The organism is Myxococcus sp. NMCA1 (assembly GCF_026810205.1).
Lineage (GTDB): Bacteria > Myxococcota > Myxococcia > Myxococcales > Myxococcaceae > Myxococcus > Myxococcus xanthus_A.
Map to the genome: position 1 here is coordinate 3,334,603 of NZ_CP113950.1, position 17,449 is coordinate 3,352,051.

General features: G+C 67.6%; 18 protein-coding genes and 1 tRNA gene. 11 read left to right on the forward strand and 8 right to left on the reverse strand.

The genetic code is table 11. From position 1 onward, the window contains the following. Positions 1-14: 14 nt before the first annotated feature. The 7 genes from gap (at position 15) to OZ403_RS14390 (ending at position 5,947) form a co-directional block, all read left to right on the forward strand. On the forward strand, positions 15-1,025 hold the full coding sequence (gene gap, locus OZ403_RS14355; RefSeq protein WP_011552882.1) for a type I glyceraldehyde-3-phosphate dehydrogenase: 1,011 nt from the start codon (positions 15-17) through the stop codon (positions 1,023-1,025). A 39-nt stretch (positions 1,026-1,064) separates the two neighbouring features. Next, the gene (locus OZ403_RS14360; protein WP_268784422.1) at positions 1,065-2,252 is read left to right on the forward strand and encodes a phosphoglycerate kinase; all 1,188 of its coding nucleotides are present in this window, start codon (positions 1,065-1,067) and stop codon (positions 2,250-2,252) included. 39 nt (positions 2,253-2,291) lie between these two features. Further along, positions 2,292-3,062 carry a triose-phosphate isomerase gene (tpiA, locus tag OZ403_RS14365; RefSeq protein WP_268784423.1) on the forward strand — a complete coding sequence of 257 codons (771 nt, stop codon included), beginning with the start codon at positions 2,292-2,294 and terminating at the stop codon, positions 3,060-3,062. Positions 3,063-3,157: 95 nt separating this feature from the next. Further along, positions 3,158-3,556, forward strand: coding sequence for a preprotein translocase subunit SecG (gene secG, locus OZ403_RS14370; RefSeq protein ID WP_011552885.1), 399 nt, complete (start codon positions 3,158-3,160; stop codon positions 3,554-3,556). 103 nt (positions 3,557-3,659) lie between these two features. Beyond that, positions 3,660-3,741 (forward strand) — tRNA-Leu (locus OZ403_RS14375). 728 nt (positions 3,742-4,469) lie between these two features. Beyond that, complete coding sequence (locus tag OZ403_RS14385) at positions 4,470-5,030, forward strand: hypothetical protein (protein WP_237078285.1); 561 nt, start codon at positions 4,470-4,472, stop codon at positions 5,028-5,030. Continuing rightward, positions 5,027-5,947 (forward strand): type VI immunity family protein, encoded by a 921-nt coding sequence (locus OZ403_RS14390; RefSeq protein WP_268784424.1) that lies wholly within the window; start codon positions 5,027-5,029, stop codon positions 5,945-5,947. The genes OZ403_RS14385 and OZ403_RS14390 overlap by 4 nt, the downstream gene beginning before the upstream one ends. Positions 5,948-6,116: 169 nt before the next feature. Here the strand turns inward: OZ403_RS14390 and OZ403_RS14395 are convergent, their stop codons facing one another. From OZ403_RS14395 to OZ403_RS14410, 4 genes are all read right to left on the reverse strand, one after another. Beyond that, positions 6,117-7,151 (reverse strand): ABC transporter substrate-binding protein, encoded by a 1,035-nt coding sequence (locus OZ403_RS14395; protein WP_268784425.1) that lies wholly within the window; start codon positions 7,149-7,151, stop codon positions 6,117-6,119. A gap of 22 nt (positions 7,152-7,173) precedes the next feature. Continuing rightward, complete coding sequence (locus tag OZ403_RS14400) at positions 7,174-7,956, reverse strand: ABC transporter permease (RefSeq protein WP_268784426.1); 783 nt, start codon at positions 7,954-7,956, stop codon at positions 7,174-7,176. Further along, entirely contained in the window at positions 7,953-8,705 is a 753-nt protein-coding gene (locus OZ403_RS14405) for an ABC transporter ATP-binding protein (protein WP_268784427.1), read from the reverse strand. The genes OZ403_RS14400 and OZ403_RS14405 overlap by 4 nt, the downstream gene beginning before the upstream one ends. A gap of 133 nt (positions 8,706-8,838) precedes the next feature. Beyond that, entirely contained in the window at positions 8,839-9,219 is a 381-nt protein-coding gene (locus OZ403_RS14410; RefSeq protein ID WP_140790365.1) for a 6-pyruvoyl trahydropterin synthase family protein, read from the reverse strand. Positions 9,220-9,469: 250 nt separating this feature from the next. Here OZ403_RS14410 and OZ403_RS14415 point away from each other — a divergent pair, with 250 nt between their 5' ends. Both OZ403_RS14415 and OZ403_RS14420 read left to right on the forward strand, forming a co-directional pair. Further along, positions 9,470-9,838 carry an ArsR/SmtB family transcription factor gene (locus OZ403_RS14415; RefSeq protein WP_268784428.1) on the forward strand — a complete coding sequence of 123 codons (369 nt, stop codon included), beginning with the start codon at positions 9,470-9,472 and terminating at the stop codon, positions 9,836-9,838. Continuing rightward, positions 9,835-10,311, forward strand: a complete 477-nt coding sequence (locus OZ403_RS14420) for an SRPBCC family protein (protein ID WP_140790369.1) — start codon at positions 9,835-9,837, stop codon at positions 10,309-10,311. The genes OZ403_RS14415 and OZ403_RS14420 overlap by 4 nt, the downstream gene beginning before the upstream one ends. A 141-nt stretch (positions 10,312-10,452) precedes the next feature. Here OZ403_RS14420 and OZ403_RS14425 read toward each other — a convergent pair whose 3' ends face one another. Then, entirely contained in the window at positions 10,453-11,469 is a 1,017-nt protein-coding gene (locus tag OZ403_RS14425) for a hypothetical protein (RefSeq protein WP_140874556.1), read from the reverse strand. A gap of 728 nt (positions 11,470-12,197) precedes the next feature. On the opposite strand from OZ403_RS14425, the gene OZ403_RS14430 reads away from it, so the two are divergent. After that, positions 12,198-12,563 carry a hypothetical protein gene (locus tag OZ403_RS14430; RefSeq protein WP_268784429.1) on the forward strand — a complete coding sequence of 122 codons (366 nt, stop codon included), beginning with the start codon at positions 12,198-12,200 and terminating at the stop codon, positions 12,561-12,563. A 19-nt stretch (positions 12,564-12,582) separates the two neighbouring features. On the opposite strand, the gene OZ403_RS14435 is transcribed toward OZ403_RS14430, so the two are convergent. Together OZ403_RS14435 and OZ403_RS14440 are read right to left on the reverse strand one after the other, a co-directional pair. After that, entirely contained in the window at positions 12,583-13,185 is a 603-nt protein-coding gene (locus tag OZ403_RS14435; RefSeq protein WP_268784871.1) for a GNAT family N-acetyltransferase, read from the reverse strand. A gap of 79 nt (positions 13,186-13,264) precedes the next feature. Continuing rightward, positions 13,265-14,620: a serine/threonine-protein kinase gene (locus tag OZ403_RS14440; protein ID WP_140796451.1), complete on the reverse strand. Its 1,356-nt coding sequence runs from the start codon at positions 14,618-14,620 to the stop codon at positions 13,265-13,267. 287 nt (positions 14,621-14,907) lie between these two features. Between OZ403_RS14440 and OZ403_RS14445 the strand changes: the two genes are divergently transcribed. Then, positions 14,908-16,452 carry an aldehyde dehydrogenase family protein gene (locus OZ403_RS14445; RefSeq protein WP_268784430.1) on the forward strand — a complete coding sequence of 515 codons (1,545 nt, stop codon included), beginning with the start codon at positions 14,908-14,910 and terminating at the stop codon, positions 16,450-16,452. A 7-nt stretch (positions 16,453-16,459) separates the two neighbouring features. Here OZ403_RS14445 and OZ403_RS14450 read toward each other — a convergent pair whose 3' ends face one another. After that, positions 16,460-17,344, reverse strand: a complete 885-nt coding sequence (locus OZ403_RS14450; RefSeq protein ID WP_140790377.1) for a LysR substrate-binding domain-containing protein — start codon at positions 17,342-17,344, stop codon at positions 16,460-16,462. Positions 17,345-17,449: the final 105 nt, after the last annotated feature.

Genomic DNA, 17,449 nt, shown 5'->3' on the forward strand with positions numbered 1-17,449 from the left:
AGGAGACGACGAACATGGCTACCCGGATTGCCATCAATGGCTTTGGCCGCATCGGTCGCTGCATCCTCCGCGCGGTGCTCAGCCGCAAGGAAGACCTCGAGATTGTCGCCATCAACGACCTCGACAAGCCCGCGGCGCTGGCGCACCTGTTCAAGTACGACTCCGTGCACCGCACCTGGCCGGGCGAGGTGAAGGCGACGGAGAAGGGCATCGTGGTGGACGGCAAGGAGATCACCGTCACCGCGGAGAAGGACCCGACGGCGCTGCCCTGGAAGAGCCTGAACGTGGACGTGGTGCTGGAGTGCACCGGTCGCTTCACCGCGCGCGACGCGGCGGAGAAGCACCTGAAGGCGGGCGCGAAGAAGGTCATCATCTCCGCCCCGGCCAAGGGCCCGGACATCACCATCGCTTACGGCATCAACCACAACGAGTATGACCCGGCGAAGCACCACGTCATCTCGAACGCCTCGTGCACCACCAACTGCCTGGCGCCCATCGCCAAGGTGCTGGTGGACAACTTCGGCATCGAGAAGGGCCTGATGACCACGGTCCACAGCTACACCAACGACCAGCGCATCCTGGACCTCACCCACGAGGACATGCGCCGCGCCCGCGCCGCCGCGCTCTCCATGATTCCCACCAGCACCGGCGCCGCGAAGGCCATCGGTGAGGTGATTCCGCAGCTCAAGGGCAAGATGCACGGCCTGGCCGTCCGCGTGCCCACCCCGAACGTGTCCCTGGTGGACCTGACGGTGAACACCGAGAAGAAGGTCACCGCCGAGGCCGTCATCGAGGCCTTCCGCAAGGCCGCCGAAGGCCCGCTCAAGGGCGTGCTGGAGTTCAGCGACGCGCAGACGGTGTCGGTGGACTACAACGGCAACCCGCACTCGGCCATCTTCGACTCCACCAACTGCTTCGTGATGGGCGACAACCTGCTCAAGGTCATGGCCTGGTACGACAACGAGTGGGGCTTCTCCAACCGCATGGTGGACACGGCGAAGTTCCTCGTCTCCAAGGGCGTCTAGTCCCAAGGGCGTTCAGGGCACCGAGAGGGAAGGACCGAGATGATCCGTTACATCGATGATCTGCAGCTGACCGGGAAGCGCGTCTTCATCCGCGTGGACTTCAACGTCCCGATGGAAGGACGGCGCGTGACCGACGACACCCGCATCCGCGAGGCGATGCCCACCATCCGGCGCGCGCTCGACATGGGCGGGAAGGTCATCCTGGCCTCCCACCTCGGCCGCCCCAAGGGGCCGGACCCGAAGCTGTCGCTGGAGCCTGTCGCCGTGCGGCTCGCCGAGCTGCTTGGCGGCAAGCACGAAGTCATCCTCACCGACGACTGCATCGGTGACGGCGTGAAGAAGCAGGTGAAGGAACTCAAGGAGGGCCAGGTGGTCGTCCTGGAGAACCTCCGCTTCCACAAGGAAGAGGAGGCCAACGACGAGACGTTCGCCCGCGAGCTGGCGGCGCTGGCGGACGTCTACGTCAACGACGCCTTCGGCACCGCCCACCGCGCCCACGCGTCCACCGCGGGCATGGTGCCCTTCGTGAAGGAGAAGGCGGCCGGCTTCCTGATGCGGAAGGAAATCGAGTACCTGGGCAAGGTGCTCAGGAACCCGGACAAGCCCTTCGTGGCCATCCTGGGTGGCTCGAAGGTGAGCGATAAAATCAAGGTCATCGAGAGCCTGCTGCCCAAGGTGGACGCGCTGCTCATCGGTGGCGCCATGGCGTACACCTTCTTGAAGGCGCAGGGCGTCGAGGTGGGCAAGTCCCGCGTCGAGGGTGACAAGCTGTCGCTGGCCACGCGCCTGCTGGAGGCGGCGCACCGGTTCAAGACGCAGCTGGTCCTGCCGGTGGACCACATCGTGGGCACCGAGCCCACGGAGAACAGCCCCGCCAAGGAGACGCCGGACAACGCGATTCCGCCGGACATGATGGGCCTGGACATCGGTCCCAAGACGCGCGCCATCTTCGCGCAGCACATCCGCGATGCGAGGACGGTGGTGTGGAACGGGCCCATGGGCCTGTTCGAGGTGCCCAAGTTCGCCGAAGGCACCCGCTCCGTCGCCGCGGCCATGTCCATCAACACGCAGGCCACCACCGTCATCGGCGGCGGGGACAGCGCGGCGGCCGTGGAGCAGATGGGCTTCGCGGACAAGATGAGCCATGTGTCCACTGGTGGAGGTGCGTCCTTGGAATTCCTGGAAGGACGCGACTTGCCGGGCATCAAGGCGCTGGAGACGCGGTAGGCTCCGCGTCCGACACACCACACACCCCTGGGGGACACCATGGCCACCGCGCGTCGCCGGAAGATCGTTGCTGGCAACTGGAAGATGAACAAGTCGGTACCGGAGGCGCTGGCCCTGGTGCGCGACCTGCGAGGGCAGGTGGCCTCCCTGGGGGACACCGTGGAGGTGGTGGTGGCGCCGCCGTTCGTGGCGTTGCAGCCGCTGCATGTCGCGCTGGAAGGCGCGCCGCTGGCGCTGGCGGCGCAGAACTGCCACTGGGAGTCCTCGGGCGCCTTCACGGGTGAGATTTCCGCGCCGATGCTGGCCGAGCTGGGGTGCGCCTACGTCATCGTGGGGCACTCCGAGCGCCGGCAGCTCTTCGGGGACACGGACGAGCAGGTGAACAAGCGGACGAAGGCGGTCCGCGCGGCGGGGATGACGCCCATCATCTGCGTGGGGGAGACGCTGGCCGAGCGCGAGGAGAACCAGACGCTGGCGGTGGTGGAGCGTCAAGTGCGTGGGGCGCTGGAGGGCTTCGAGGCCAAGGACGTGGCGGGCTTCGTGCTGGCCTACGAGCCGGTGTGGGCCATTGGCACGGGGCGCAACGCCACGGCGGCGCAGGCGCAGGAGGTCCACGCGGCGATCCGGGGCCTGGTCGAGCGGCTGTACGACGGGGAGACGGCCGGGCGGGTGCGCATCCAGTACGGCGGCAGCGTGAAGCCGGACAACGCCGCGGAATTGCTGGGCCAGCCGGACGTTGACGGGGCGCTTGTCGGGGGCGCGAGCCTGAAGGCGGGCGACTTCGCGGCCATCGTCAAGGCGGCCACTTAGAGTTGATCCTGGGGGCGGGTGGAAGATGTTGTCACCCGTTCACCACTTTGGTGTAGGGTGCGCCTCCTTTTCACGGAACGTCTGAAAGAGTCCACATGCTGACCTTCGTCACGATCGTGCACGTCCTGGTGTGCGTGTTCATGATCTTCGTCATTCTGCTCCAGCCGGGTAAGGACGCCGGTATGGGCTCCGCGCTGGGCGGTGGTGCCGCCACGAGCGCCTTCGGCGGCCGGGGTGCGGTGACGTTCCTCAGCAAGCTGACCGGCGTCTTCGCCGCGCTCTTCTTCTTCAGCTCGCTCGGCCTGTCCTTCGTGGGGCTGCGCTCCTCGGTGGCGGCGGGTGGCTCGGTGGCTTCGCCTCCGGCGCAGTCGGCCCCGGCGACCTCGGGTGATGCGGCTCCGGGCAGCATGGAGCAGCCGCGCGGCGAGCAGTCGACTCCGCCCGCCGAGGGTGGTGGCAACCCGGCGACGGGTGAGCCGGCTCCGGCGCAGTAGTCGTTCGCGGTACGTGGTTCGTAGGAAGAATCTGATTCACGCAGCGGTTGAGATTGTCGTTGCGTGAATCAGCAAGCTCCGGTAGATGGACGCCGCAGCAAACGCCCAGGTGGTGGAACTGGTAGACACACCATCTTGAGGGGGTGGCGCCGAAAGGTGTGCGGGTTCGAATCCCGCCCTGGGCACTCCGAATCAGGCCTCCGAGTCGAAAGACTCGGGGGCCTTTTTCGTTTCCGAGGCTGCGGCTTGTTCCTCCGGGGCTGTCGGAGGCAGGTGCTAACGAACCAGGTTGGAGCAACCGATGAGCGCGACTCGGCCCGGACGGGGGACTCTCCGGTGCAACTGTCGTTTCACGCCGATGGGGAGGTCGAGGTCCAACACATAGTGGCCATTGCCGCGTTGGGGATGTGCCGGGCGTTGGCGGTGGGCCCCATGGCTCTCTCATACGCGTGTGGGCGACTGTTCGGCCCGGCATTGCTCTCGCGCCTTGAGGCGCTGAATGCGCATCCCGAGCCAGTTCTTTTCACGCCGCTTCACCGCCGCTTGGAAGCGCCAGCACGCCGGCTTCGAATCCTCACTCGCGAAAACGCATCAGGCCTGGGCAGGAAGCCCCACTCGAAATGGTCGGCCTGACACTGACGGTTGTCCGGAGGCAGGCGTGCCCGTCCGCAAATTCCTGACCTGGAAGCACGTCCTTCTATGGGCGAGCTGTGTCCTGCTCCTGGCCTGTGCGGGCAGCCCACGGACCGCGCGCAAGGACTTGCGCCTCGACACGGAGTCCGCCGCGCGCATCCGCCATGCCGCAACACTGGGGCAGGGCACGAGAGCGCTGGCTTCCACTTCTCACGCGGCTTCCGCCGTGCTTGCTGGCGCCGTCCCAGTTCTGGTCACGCTGCTTGAGAGCGACAATGCAGTGGCAGATCTCGAGGACAGGCTTTGGGAGTGCGCCCAGCGCGCCGAGCATCAGGTGAATGCGGCGCTCTTCGGGGGCCGTGCACCGACAAGGCAGGAGTGTGGACAGGAGGTGGAGGTGGACGGCTGTGGCGAGGTCGTCACCCGTGCCATGCTCTTGGGGCAGCGCAAGCACATGCTCGCCCTTCAATGCGCGCGCGAGGTGCTGGAGCACCTGTGGCCCGCGCCATTCAGCATCGAGCAGCGATATCGATTCTATCCGCATGCCCGGTTGCTGGAGACCGTCAGCAGGGAAGAGGAGGCGCGCCTGGTTGCACAGGGCTGCACCCGTGAGCTGTGGCGCACCATCAAGCCGGACATCGTCCTTCATGGTGATTCCAACCTGTTGATGTCCGTGCTCACGTTGGACTTCAAGTTTCCCTGCCCTGACACCAATGCCCCTCGCTGGACGCGCTACGGGGAGAAGAGCGCCTATGCGGGCTCCAATCAGGGCAGGGTCTACAAGGAAGCACTGCGGGGTGATGCGTTCATGGTCTCCCCGCGTCTGGGCATGGTTCCATGAAGGATGCGATTCCGACGATTCGTTTGAGGAACGGCGCCGGGGACCTCGTGGTCCGCGATGGCATCGTCCTGTGCTTCTTCATGCGACGCTCGCATCCGGACGTGGCTCCGGCGGTGTGGCGTGCACTGGAGACCTACCGGCGCGACATTCCTGCCGGAGCGCTGGGCTGGTATGGGGCGGATGACGGGGACACGCTCCCCCTGGACGCGCGGGGATGGGAGCACATCCGCGCGCAGATGGTCGAGCGCTCCTGGGGCATCGAATGGCTCGTCGAGCTGATGCAGGCTCCGGGGGAAGCAAGCGGCTATCGATTCGAGTACGACGGGAGACTGCTCGACGCACCCTTCTTCGCTCAAGACGACGGGGCCACGAGTGCTGCCTGCTTTTCGTTCCCCACCGAGTACCTCGCGGCGCATGGCCCCGGGCATCTGCGCGCCCTGGCCTTGGAGATCGCGCGCGAGCTGCCATTCAGCTTCGGCTACGCCAGCCTCGCCCTCCTCTCCCAGGCGGGGGGCGGGTTCTCCGTCCGGACGCAACTCCTTGACCTGCTCAGTCGCTTTCCGGGCTTGGACCTCCCGCGCTTCGGAGACACCAGCCGGACCATCGGCTCCCGGGCGCAGGGCGCTTATTGGCTCACGTTCCTGGGGCAACCGCTGCTGGAGCAGCTCGGGGGCGGTGAGGCCTTGCTCAGCTCGCTCGACTTCCCATCCGTGACCTTCCATCCGCTGGACGCCGATCGCCTGCTGCTCTCACTGGGTGACGGGCCCGAGGCCATGGACGTGGAGAGACAGGGCGTGCCTCCCCAGTACCGGGTCCTGGCGCGGCGGCTCGAACCCTTCTTCCATGAAGAGCGCTCCACCTGGCCTCCGCTGGACACCGCCGCGCTGACGCGCTGGCTCCGTCGGCACTGCCTGTGAACGCTTCACTCCGGGAGTTTCGTACTGCTAACTCTCACCCCTGAGCTGTCCGATTTGACAGGGCAACTCCATTTGGCGTGCTTCACTGCGTCGCGCAGGTCCCGGGTCACCGGCCGGGGGATATTCGAGAGGGCTGCGCGGCTCTTGGCTGACACGGCTCCGCGCCGCTTCAATCGCGTGAGCCGGTGAACTCCGGCAGCAGGAACTCGTCCGCGGCGGGCGCCTTCTCGATGAGGTTCAGCTCCACGAGCTGCTGGGCCAGCTGCTCCCACCGCTGGCGGTTCATCGTGCCAAGTCCTCGGGCCCGCGTCTCCTCCGTCTCGATGAGCGGCTTCTGCGCCTCGGCCCCCGCCGCGAACGTCTCCGCGTCCATCGTCGTGTTCAGCTTGCCCATCACCGCGTTGGTGGGCCCCGCGTTGTCCAGGTAGGCCCGCCACCCCTCTCGCACCGCCGCCACGAAGGACTGCACCCGCTCGGGCTGTTCCTTCCAGTACTGGCGCCGGGTAATGACCACGGCGAGGTACGGGTTGAATCCCTCCTCGGCCACCAGGAACACCGTTGGCGTGGCGCCCTGCCGCTTCGCGGCGATGGGCTCGGCGGTGATGAAGCACTGCTGGGCGAAGTCCTTGTCCGCCAGGAAGCGCGCGACGCCCCCGTCGTAGGGCACCACCTTCACCTTGTCGAAGCTGTACTTCTTCTTGAGGAAGGCCACGTAGGAGAGGCCCGGCTCCAGCGCCACCGTGCCCGAGGACAGCACGTCCGCGATGTTCTTCGCCCCGCGAGAGGCGTGGGCCATGATGGCGTGCGGAGACGTCTGGTACACCGCGAACAGCGGAATCACGTCCAGGCCTCGGGCTCGCGCGACGAGGAGCTCGTCGGCGCCGCTGATGCCGAACTCCGCCTTGCCGGTGGCCACCATCTGCGGCACGGGGGCGCCGGCTCCTCCGCCGAGGATTTCCACCTCGAGCCCATGGCGGGAGAAGGCCCCCGACTCCCGCGCCGCATAGAAGCCGCCGAATTCAGGCTCCGGCACCCAGTTGAGCGCGAGCTGCACCTTGGCCGGGGCGGCCGCCTTCGGCGGGGTGGTGCTGGCTCCCGTAGCGGCCTGGGAGCCCTGCTTGGGCTCCTCCTTCTGGCGCGAGCAGGCGCTCGCGGCCACGAGAAGCACCGCGCAGCCCAACAGGTTCACGAAGCGTCCGCTCACGTTCAGCTCCTTTCCAGGCGATTCAAGTTCCCTGCGCCGACGGGTGCCAGCGCCGCAGCAGCCGGGCGCCGGTGAGGCTCACCACACCGAACAACACCAGGCCCAGCCCCGAGGCCGCCAGCACCGCGGCGAACAGCAGATCCGTGCGCAGCTGACGGTACGCGGCCAGGACGAGGATTCCCAGCCCCGCGGAGCCCTCGGAGAAGCCGGCGACGAACTCGCCGACGATGGCGCCGATGACGGCCAGCCCCGAGGCGATGCGCAGCCCCGTGAACAGGTGTGGCATCGCCGCGGGCAGCTCCAGCTTCCACAGCGTGGCGAGCCGCCGCGCGCCATAGAGGCGGAACATGTCCCGGAGCGAGGGCTCCACCGAGCGCAGCCCGGTGAGCGTGTTGGCGATGACCGGGAAGAGCGAGACGATGAAGGACGACACCGCGACGGCGCGGGGGCCCGGGCCGAACCACAGCACCAGCAGGGGGGCGATGGCCACGATGGGCACTGTCTGCAGGAAGAGGGTGTAGGGGTAGAGGGCGCGCTCCACCATCCGCGAGGAGGCCAGGAGGACGGCCACGAGCACCCCCATGACCGCGCTCAACCCGAAGCCGACCAGGGCGGAGCGGCCCGTGGTGACCGCCGCGCCGAGGAGCGAGGACGCCTCCTGGGCTCCCGCGGCACCAATGGCCGAGGGCGGGGGCACCAGCCAGCGTGGAACCTCCAGCAGGCGCACCGTGCCTTCCCAGAGGGTCAGCAGGACGACGAGCGCCACCAGCGGAGGGACCGCCGCGCGAAGGGCTGAGCGGTTCACCAGCGCTCTCCTTGTTCCAGGGCCTCGTTGAGCAGGCGGGCCTCCCGGGCGAAGGAGGCCTCGGTGCGCAGGGATGCGCTGCGCTCACCTGGCAGCTCCAGCGTCCGGTCCAGCACCACGCGCGCGGGCCGTCGCGACAGGACCACGGCCCGCTCGGCCAGGTAGGCGGCTTCGGAGATGGAGTGGGTGACGAAGAGCACGGTCATCCCCAGCTCGCGCCACAGCGCGCGGAGTTGATCATCCAGCCGGCCGCGCGTCAGCTCGTCCAGGGCGGCGAAGGGCTCGTCGAGCAGCAGCAGCCGGGGGTGGGTGACGAGCGCGCGTGCCAGGGACACGCGCATGCGCATGCCGCCGGACAGCTCCGCCGGATAGCGGTCGGTGGCATCACCGAGCCCCACCTGCTCGAGCACGGCGCGCGCGGCAGCCTGCCGCTCCGGTTTCGACACGCCGGTCAGCTCCAGCGGCAGCGCCGCGTTGTCCAGCACCGAGCGCCAGGGCAGCAGGTGCGCGTCCTGGAAGACGTAGGCGATGGGGGCGCGCTCGCCCTGGGGTCGCTCCAGCGTCGGGGTGAAGGAGATGTGCCCGGCCTCGGCGCGGTCCAGCCCGGCCACCAGCCGCAGCAGCGTGGACTTGCCGCACCCGGAGGGACCGAGCAGCGCCACGAACGAACCGGGCGCCACGTCCAGGTCCAGCCCCGACAGCACGGCGACGTTGCCAGGGAAGGTGCGGCGCAGGCCCTCGACCTTCACACGAACGCCCCCACTTCCGGAGATGGGGGCCAGGGGAGCGGGGGACGGAAGGCCAGGAGGCGCCATGGAAGGAGTGTTTCTAACCGTCCAGCCCTCGGGAGGCGAGCGCGGAGTCAGGAGCCATCCTCAACGGTCAGTCCGTCGCATGCGCATACTCGGCCTCTGGAAGCTCGCCGCCCGTCCGACGCAGGTGCACCCGGTCGAGCGTGACGCCCTCAGGCAGGCCCGACTCCACCTGCTTGAAGACGTACTCCGTGACGCGCTCGGCCGTGCAGTTCACCGTCTTGAAGTAGGGGTGCTCGTTGATGTTCGTGTCATGCAGCTCCCGGCACACCCGATCGATGATGTCCTGGAGATCCTTGAAGTCGATGATGACGTCCCAATGGTTCAGCGCTCGCGCCTTCACCCAGACGCGGACCCACCAGTCGTGCGTGTGAAGGGGCTCGCGCTGGCCGTCCGGGAAGGTGACTGCGTGGGATGCTTTGAATTCACCCGTGAGGCTCAAGTAGTGCATCGCGGTCCACTCCGAAGTCGTGGTGGAAGATTCTGGGGAGCCGCCCTCAGCGGGCACGCGCCATGATACCGCCTCCGGAGCCGACTTCGACGGCCCGCTGAGTGGGGGCGCAGGCAGCCCGAACCGGGGCTGCCGCCACGGAGTTCTTTCGAGCTGGGCCCTGCCAGAGGGCTCCAGGTGCCGACACGACGGCGCCTCGTCTGGCCTGTGCGCTTGCGGTGGGCGCCGGCCTTGACGGATATATGCACAGATGTGTATATGCACATCCGTGCAACTTGACATCTTCCAGGTGCTCGCCGACCCGACGCGCCGCCGCATCGTCGAGGCCCTTCGGTACGGTGAGCAGCAGGTCAGTGACGTCGTCGAGAAGGCCGGAATCCACCAGTCAGGTGTCTCGCGGCATCTGCGCATCCTGTCGGAATCGGGCTTCGTCTCGATGCGGCCGGATGGGCAGCGGCGCCTCTACGCCTTGAAGCCGGAGCCGTTTCAGGAACTCGATGGGTGGCTCACCGGGTACCGGCAGATGTGGGAGGCGCGACTCGATCGCTTCGGAGCCGCACTGGAGAAGAAGAAGCAACAACAGACTCGCCGAGTCGAAGAGAAGGGGCCGCGGAAATGAGCAACGAGAAGGCGAAGGTCGTCATCGAGCGCACCTACCGGGCGGGAATCGAGGACATCTGGGCGCTCTGGACCACGAAAGAGGGCTTCGAGTCGTGGTGGGGACCACAGGGCTTCCGTGCCGCGGTGCACGAAATCGACGCACGCGTAGGCGGCGCCCTTCGGTACGACATGATTGCCGACTCACCGGAGATGATTGCCGCGATGAAGCAGATGGGCCAGCCGACCTCCCATGCGACCCGTTCCCGCTTCACCGAGGTGGCGCCACATTCGCGGCTCGTCCTCACGAACGTCATCGACTTTCTCCCCGGTGTCGCTCCCTACGAAAGCAAGATCGCCGTGGACTTCCTCCCGAGCGGCGACCGCGTTCGCATGGTGGTGATGCTGGACGCGATGCACAGCGAGGAGTTCACGAAGATGCAGCAGGAAGGCTTCACGAGCCAGCTCACGAAGCTGGACTCGCGCTTCGCGTGATGGGACGGCGAGAAGTCCCGAATCGAATCCATCACGGAGAGTAGTTCCACGTGCTTGAGGGGCTCGGCGGGAGTCCTCGGTTTGCTTCACGCCTGCTGCGCCCCGGACGGGCCGTTCAGCCCCGTCCGGATCGCCTGTGAATCACTCTGCGTAGTAGCTGTCCGTGTACACGCTGAATCCGGACTCGGTGTCGACGAAGAACGTCGCGCTGTGGTCGCTCCAGGGGTCACGCGCATAGCCGTAGGAGCAGCCGAAGAACGAGCGGCCATCGATCAGCGTGTTCAGGTTGGCCAGACCGGCGGCCTTCACTTCCGGATCCAACGTGCCGAAGCTCGCGGCAGCGTTGACGAACGCCTCGACATGGGCGCGAACCTCGGCGGCGTCAGCATCCGTCCCGCGGTGGTTATCCGGTTCGGACACCCGCTCCGTCCTTTCGCCGAAGCACTCCTGGATCTGGAAGTTGTGGAACTGGCCGTTCATGTTCGCCCACCAGTCGAAGTGGCGCGCCATGAACACACCACCGTGCGGCCGCGGCAGGTTGTTCACCGCGTTGATGAGCGCCTCGAACGGGCGGCTCAGCGTGGCCGCGTTGCGGAGGTTGCGGAAGCTCACGTCGGCGATGCCCGTCGTGTTCGCGATGGCGTCCGCGTTCGTGAACGGGCGCTGGTTGCGCAGGTTCAGCGCTCCGTTCCAGGCGTAGGGGAGGATGTCGTGCAGCTCGGTGGAGCTGATGCTGTTGACCAGCGACACGATGGCAGCCGCGTCATCCTGCGACAGGGCCAGCCCATCCGCGATGCCGTAGCAGTCCGCGTCGATGTAGTCCTGGCTCCGGGCGCCCTGCTCGATCTGCTGCAGACGCGCCGGACCGACCAGCGCCACGGAGGAGATATCCGCCAGGGAGGCGAACTGCGAAACCGCGCGCCGGTTGACCAGGTTGTGGACGACGTTGCTGGGCAGATAGGCGTCCAGCGTGTTGAACGTCGCTTCATTGACGAACTGGAGAATGCCCTGGCACTCGGTGGCAACGTCCACGTCAGCCTCCGTCAGCAGCCCCTGCTGCTGCTCCTGGGGCTGCTGCGTGGACGTTTCGGTTTCGCTCGGACCACAGCCAACGAGCAGACCGGCGGCGAGGAAGGCAGATCCAACATAACGACGCATCGGGGGAACTCCTGCTAGGGGGGACAACGAAGTGAGACGGCTTTAATACATCAAACTCGAATGTTCCTGGCAATCCGGATTCATGTTTGTGCCGTGTCACAAATTTGTTCCCAGGACTGTGCACTCCAGGTGTGGAAGGGGCCCTCTTTCCGTCGCGATAGGGTGCCTGTCTCCCTCTGAAGCGACCCTGGGCGTCCCTTGCCCGATGCCGCGGATTTCGCGGCTCCCAGGGCGTGGATGGATGATGAGGGATTGGACGTGTCTGGCGTCTGTTTTCAACGTGACACGTCGCTTCTTGCTACAGCGGATGAGTCATTGCGTGCGCTGCCGAGGCCGTTGGTCCGGGTTGCCTGGAGCGTTGAGGGGCGAACGGATGGGACGGTCAGGATATCAGTTTATCTAGAATAGCCTGTGATATGCTCTCCGGCATGGGGAACACCAGTCCGATTCGTCCTGGAGTCGCGCCTCGCCCCGCTGTGGCGCCATCCGCGTCCCATGTTCGGGATTCCGTGGCCACGCCGCCATCGGCGCCTGGGAGTGCTGCTCGGCAGCCGCCGCCTTCCAGGGACCGCTTCGAGCCACCGCGTTCAGCCCCTCTGGTGAATCTCTCCGGTCAAGGTGCCGCTCCATCCGGCGGACAGCGCCAGCGGGCTCTGGAGGTCACGCGGCAGAGTCCCCCGGGTTCGGTCGGGGCGGCCATCCGGCCCTTGCTGTCGGGGGCTGTGGGGATGCTGGGCACGGCCGGGCATGCCGTGGGGGCCTTGCCGGGCGCCGTGGTTCACGCCGTGCCCCTCGTGGGCCCCGCGCTTCAAGCCTCTGGCGTGACGAGGCCGCTGACGCGACTGGGGCCCGCCGTGGAGGCCTACGCTCGTGAGTTCGGCGCAGGCCAGGTGGGGGACTTCTACGCGCAGCAGCGAGAGTTGCTCAGCCAGCCCGCGACCGAGGCCAACATCGCGGAGTTCGCTCGGCGCGAGACGGAGTTCTTCCAGCGCGATCCTTCCGCCGAGGCTCGGGCCTTTGGGGCCATCATGAGCGCGGAGGACCGTGCGGCCCTCATCGGGCTCAGCGCGCGTGTGCAACGCCAGTTCCCTTGATGAGGGACTGGCTCAACGCTTAGCGCGTGTTCCCCTCGGGGGTGACATCCGGGGGACGTGGCGGCGCCCAGTCCCAGGCGACCACGGCCCATTCGTCCGTCGCGTCCCGGTAGGTGTGGAGCGTCTCGAAGCCGACCCGCTCGTGCGCGCGCAGGGAGCGGAGGTTCCGCACGGAAATCTCGGTGACGATGAGGTCGAACTGATCTCTGAAGTGGTCCCGGTGCTGGTGGTAGAGCCGGTCGAACAAGCCCTGTCCCCGGTGCGCCTTGTCGATGCAGATCTGCCCCATCACGTAGAAGCGGTAGTCGCGCAGCGACTTGCTTCGGAACTCGAGCGAATCGAGCAGCGTGAACATGGGCTCCAGGATGGGGGCCAGCGCGCGGGCCTCGCGCGGCATCGACAGAGCGTAGGCCACCAGCACTCCATCGTGGCGGGCGACGATGCTAGGCGCCATGGCGTGCATCTGTTCCAGTGCCGGCAGGTCGTGCTGAACCGTGACGAACCCCTGTGAGCGCATCTCGTCCGCGGACAGCGCCTGCTTCAGGTTCTTCTGTTGCAGCGCCAGGATGTGCTCCAACTCGTCCCGGTTCCGCACGGCGGTGACTGTGTAGGTGGGCTTCATCGACAGCAGGATATGCCGCAGCGGTGCGCCTTGCCGAAGCGACACGGGGTGCGGGCAGGCGGGCGACACGGTCTGCGCTTCAGTGGCGCGTAGGGCAGTGGGCGGGGCTCGAAGTGGCGGGCCGCGTGGGGGGAAATGCGGGGCCATAGCAGGCGCCCTTGTGGACATACCCGTCCTCGTCACAGTCCTTCAGGTTATCGACGGCCAGCTTCACCCAGCAGCCACCGTTGATGGGGACTTGGAGCTTGCGTGGGCACCGTCCTGATGCGTCTGGCCGGGTCTGCCCGGGAAAGGGTCGGGGTGGCATCTCCAGGGCGATGGTCGACCATGCAACGGGGGCCTGGATGGGAGATGCCGGCGCCGCGAACACACTGTCTCCGACAGCGACCGTGCCTCCATCCGTTGTGTCGATGGACATCACAGCCGGCTCGGGCACCATGGTGACTGAGGCTCCCGCTCGGGGCCGCCAGCCGAGGCTCAGCACGAGGGGGCCTCCAAGTCCGATGATGGCGACCCATGGCCACCGGGTTCGTCGGGCTCGATGGCGGAGGGAACGTTCATTCCACTGCGCCGACGCAAGGGAGTGAAGGGCACCTCCCACCATGAGTGGCACATCCGACTCCGAGCCCGCCCGTGCCACCGCGGAATCCAGAGACTCCGCCAGCTCGCGTGCGCTGCCTCGCACATGGAGGCTTGGGGCGAGCATCCGCGACACCAACGCGCTCAACTCCAGGCTGCAGTGCCCATTCGCGTCACGCGGCGACGGGGCCTGGGCTCGCTCGGTGTGCCAGAACCTCGACTCCGCCACGTCAGGATGCGTCGACGGCGGATATCGCCCCGTGATCATCCGGAACGCGGTGACCCCTAGCGCGAAGACGTCATCCGCCTGTCCCGGCGCATACGGCGGCGCGGAGTCACCTGCAGCGAAGCGCCACGCTTCAGGGGACCGATAGGCCGGCGTCCCTGGTGGAAACGGCGAGCTCGTCTGCGTCGCGGCACCCACGTAGTGACTGGAACCGAAGTCCATGAGGAACGCCTGCCCGTCGGCCTCGCGGACCAGCACGTTGTGCCCTTTGACGTCCCGGTGCAGCCCCCCGGCCGCGTGGGTGGCTTCGAGCGCCCGCGCCAGCCTCGCGAGCAGGGCCATCACCTGCCGCGACGTGGGACGGTGCTCGCTGGCCCAATCGTAGAGCGGCGTGCCCTCTACCCAGTCCATCGCGAGGTAGGGGTGGGGCGGTCCCTTGGCGGGTTGCCAATTCCCGCTCGCTCGCAACCGGGGAACGGCGGGGTGATGGATGCGGGACAGCAGCTCGGCCTCGCGCGCGAAGCGTTCGTCCCGGGCATGCAGGGCCAGCTTGAGGGCCACGGTGTGTGTGCCCGTGATGTGCCGGGCCCGGTAGACGGCGCCGTAGGTACCTCGGCCTCGCAGGTCCATGAGGCGCCACGGGCCCACCCGGGTTCCGGGTGGAAGTCGGGCCGGATTCAGGAAAGGGAGCCCCATGCTGGCGGAGGCTACTTCCTGAGTAGTCAGTTTGCACCGGAATCTGTCAGGTCAAAACGGAACGCTGGGAAGAAATCTGGAAGGAGCAGCGCGCGAAAAGCGACGCAACCCGTGGCCGCGGGGCGGCGGTTGCCGCGCGCCTCACTTGCCATCACCTTGACGCAATGTGCCGATGCCGGGTGGAGTGTCGGCCTGGTCTCCTTCCGGGGGAGGGCGTGTTCATGGCAAGTGTGGTGCCTGCTTACGCGGAGTGGTCCAATCTGGAGCGCCGAATCCGGGCGCTCATTCCCGAGGCGTTCGACCCGTCTGGCCGAGTGCTCAACCTCATCGCGGGGGAATGGGGGCATCCCGGAAAGGGGAAGCCCTACCTGTCCCCGGTGGACGGCACCGTCCTGGGCCGCCTGCCCATGATTGATGCGAACACCGCGCGCGTCGCCGCGAGCGCCGCCGCCGCGGAGGCACGGACCTGGGCCCACCAGGACCTCGATGCGCGCAAGGAGCGCGTCACCCAGTGCCTGTCCCTGCTGCGTGAGCAGCGCGAACTGCTGGCCCTCATCCTGGCCTGGGAGATTGGCAAGCCGGTGCCACAGGCCCGCGTCAGCGTGGACCGCTGTATCACTGGCGTGGAGTGGTACGTCTCCCAAATCGAGCCCATGGTGGAGGGCCGCCGTCCGCTGGGGCTCATCTCCAACATCGCTTCATGGAACTACCCGCTGTCGGTGCTGGTCCACGCGGTGCTGGTCCAGGTGCTCGCGGGCAACAGCGCCATCGCCAAGACGCCCACGGATGGTGGGCTCTTCTCGCTGACGCTCTGCATGGCGCTCGCGCGCCGCTGCGGGCTGCCTGTGTCGCTCATCAGTGGCTCGGGCGGACAGCTCAGCGACGCGCTGGTGCGCAATCCGGAGATCGCCTGCCTGTCCTTCGTGGGCGGCAAGGCGAACGGGCGGGACATCGCCGCCAGCCTCTATGACCGCAACAAGCGCTACATGCTGGAGATGGAAGGGGTGAACGCCTACGGCATCTGGCACTTCAGCGACTGGGACGGGCTGGCGAAGCAGCTCAAGAAGGGCTTCGAGTACGGCAAGCAGCGCTGCACCGCGTACCCGCGCTTCGTCGTGGAGCGGAGCCTGATGCCGCGCTTCCTGGAGACGTACCTGCCCGTCGTCTCCGCCCTGAAGGTGGGGCACCCGCTGCTGGCGGAGACTCCGGATGGCGAGCCACCCGCGCTCGACTTCGGCCCGCTCATCAACAGTCAGAAGGTCGAGGAGCTTCACGGCCATATGAGTGAGGCGGAGGGCCGCGGCGCCGTGCCCCTCTTCGCCGGGCGGCTGGACGCGGATCGCTTCCTGCCGGACCAGGACGTCTCCGCGTACCTGGCCCCGCACGCGCTGCTCCACGTGCCGCGCAACTGCAAGCTCTACCACGGCGAGCCCTTCGGCCCCGTGGACACGCTGGTCGTCGTGGACAGCGAGGAAGAGCTCATCGCGGAGATGAACGTGTCCAACGGCTCTCTGGTGGCCTCCATCGCCTGCGACGAGCCCGACACGTGCAAGCGCGTCTCCAGCGAGCTGCGCGCCTTCAAGGTGGGCCACAACGCCCCGCGCTCGCGTGGAGACCGGGAAGAGGTCTTCGGCGGCATCGGGGGTTCGTGGAAGGGGTGCTTCGTGGGCGGCAAGTACCTGGTCCAGGCCGTCACCGAGGGCGAACCGGGCGAGCGGCTGCACGGCAACTTCCACGAGTACACGCAGCTCCCCGACACGCGTTGAAGCGGGCTCATCGTCTGCTCGGGCGTCTGGCGCCGCGCACCTCGGCCGCGAACAGTTCCGCGGCGGGCGTGCGCGGCGCGCCTTTTCGCCACAGGAGCGCCGCGAGTTCGGCCCGGGGGGCAGGGGAGAGCCGCTTCACCACCAGCCCCGCGGCATCCGCGAGTTGAGGCTCCGGGAGCACCGTCACCGCGAGCCCCGCGCGAACGGTGGCCAGCACCGTGGCCACGGCGTTCGACTCCAACGCGACATGTGGCGCAATCCGGATGGCGGCGAACCAGGCATCCACGCGGGCTCGCACGCGCAACCCTCGGGAGAGCAGCGCGAAGGGCTCCTGGGCCAGGGGCTTCGCGCCCACGGTCTCCAGCTTCGCCAGGGGATGTCCCTTGGCGACCACCAGCGCCAGCTTGCTGTCGAAGACGGGCTCCGCCTCCAGGTCCGGTGAGCGCGCGGGGGCGTAGCCCAACCCCACGTCGAGACGGCCATCCGCCAGCCGCCGCTCCACCCGCCGCACCACGGCTTCGTCCGCGCTCAGCACCAATCCCGGGTGCTTTCGCAGCACGGCGGAGAGCGCGGGCAGCACGACACCTCGCATGCTGGGCGGGTAGCCCACGCGCAGGGCGCCGGTGGTGAGGCCTCGCAGCGCGCCCACGGCGACTCTGCCCGCGTCCACGTCCTCCAGCGCTCGCGAGGCGTAGGTACGGAACAGCTCGCCCGCCTGGGTCAGGCGCACGCCGCTCCGGGCGCGCTCGAACAGGGGCGCGCCGAGCTCCTCCTCGAGCTGGCGAATCTGCTGCGACAGCGTGGGCTGCGAGACGTGGACGCGCCTGGCGGCCCGCCCGAAGTGCAGGGTGTCCGCGACGGCCGAGAAGTAGCGGAGGTGGCGCAGTTCCATGTCTCCATCATAGGCATTGCCTATCGGAGCCATGGGAACAAACGAATGTACCAATCATGGCCCGCGCGTAAGTGTTCTCCCATCGCGAGGTCGCGAAGGAGGCAC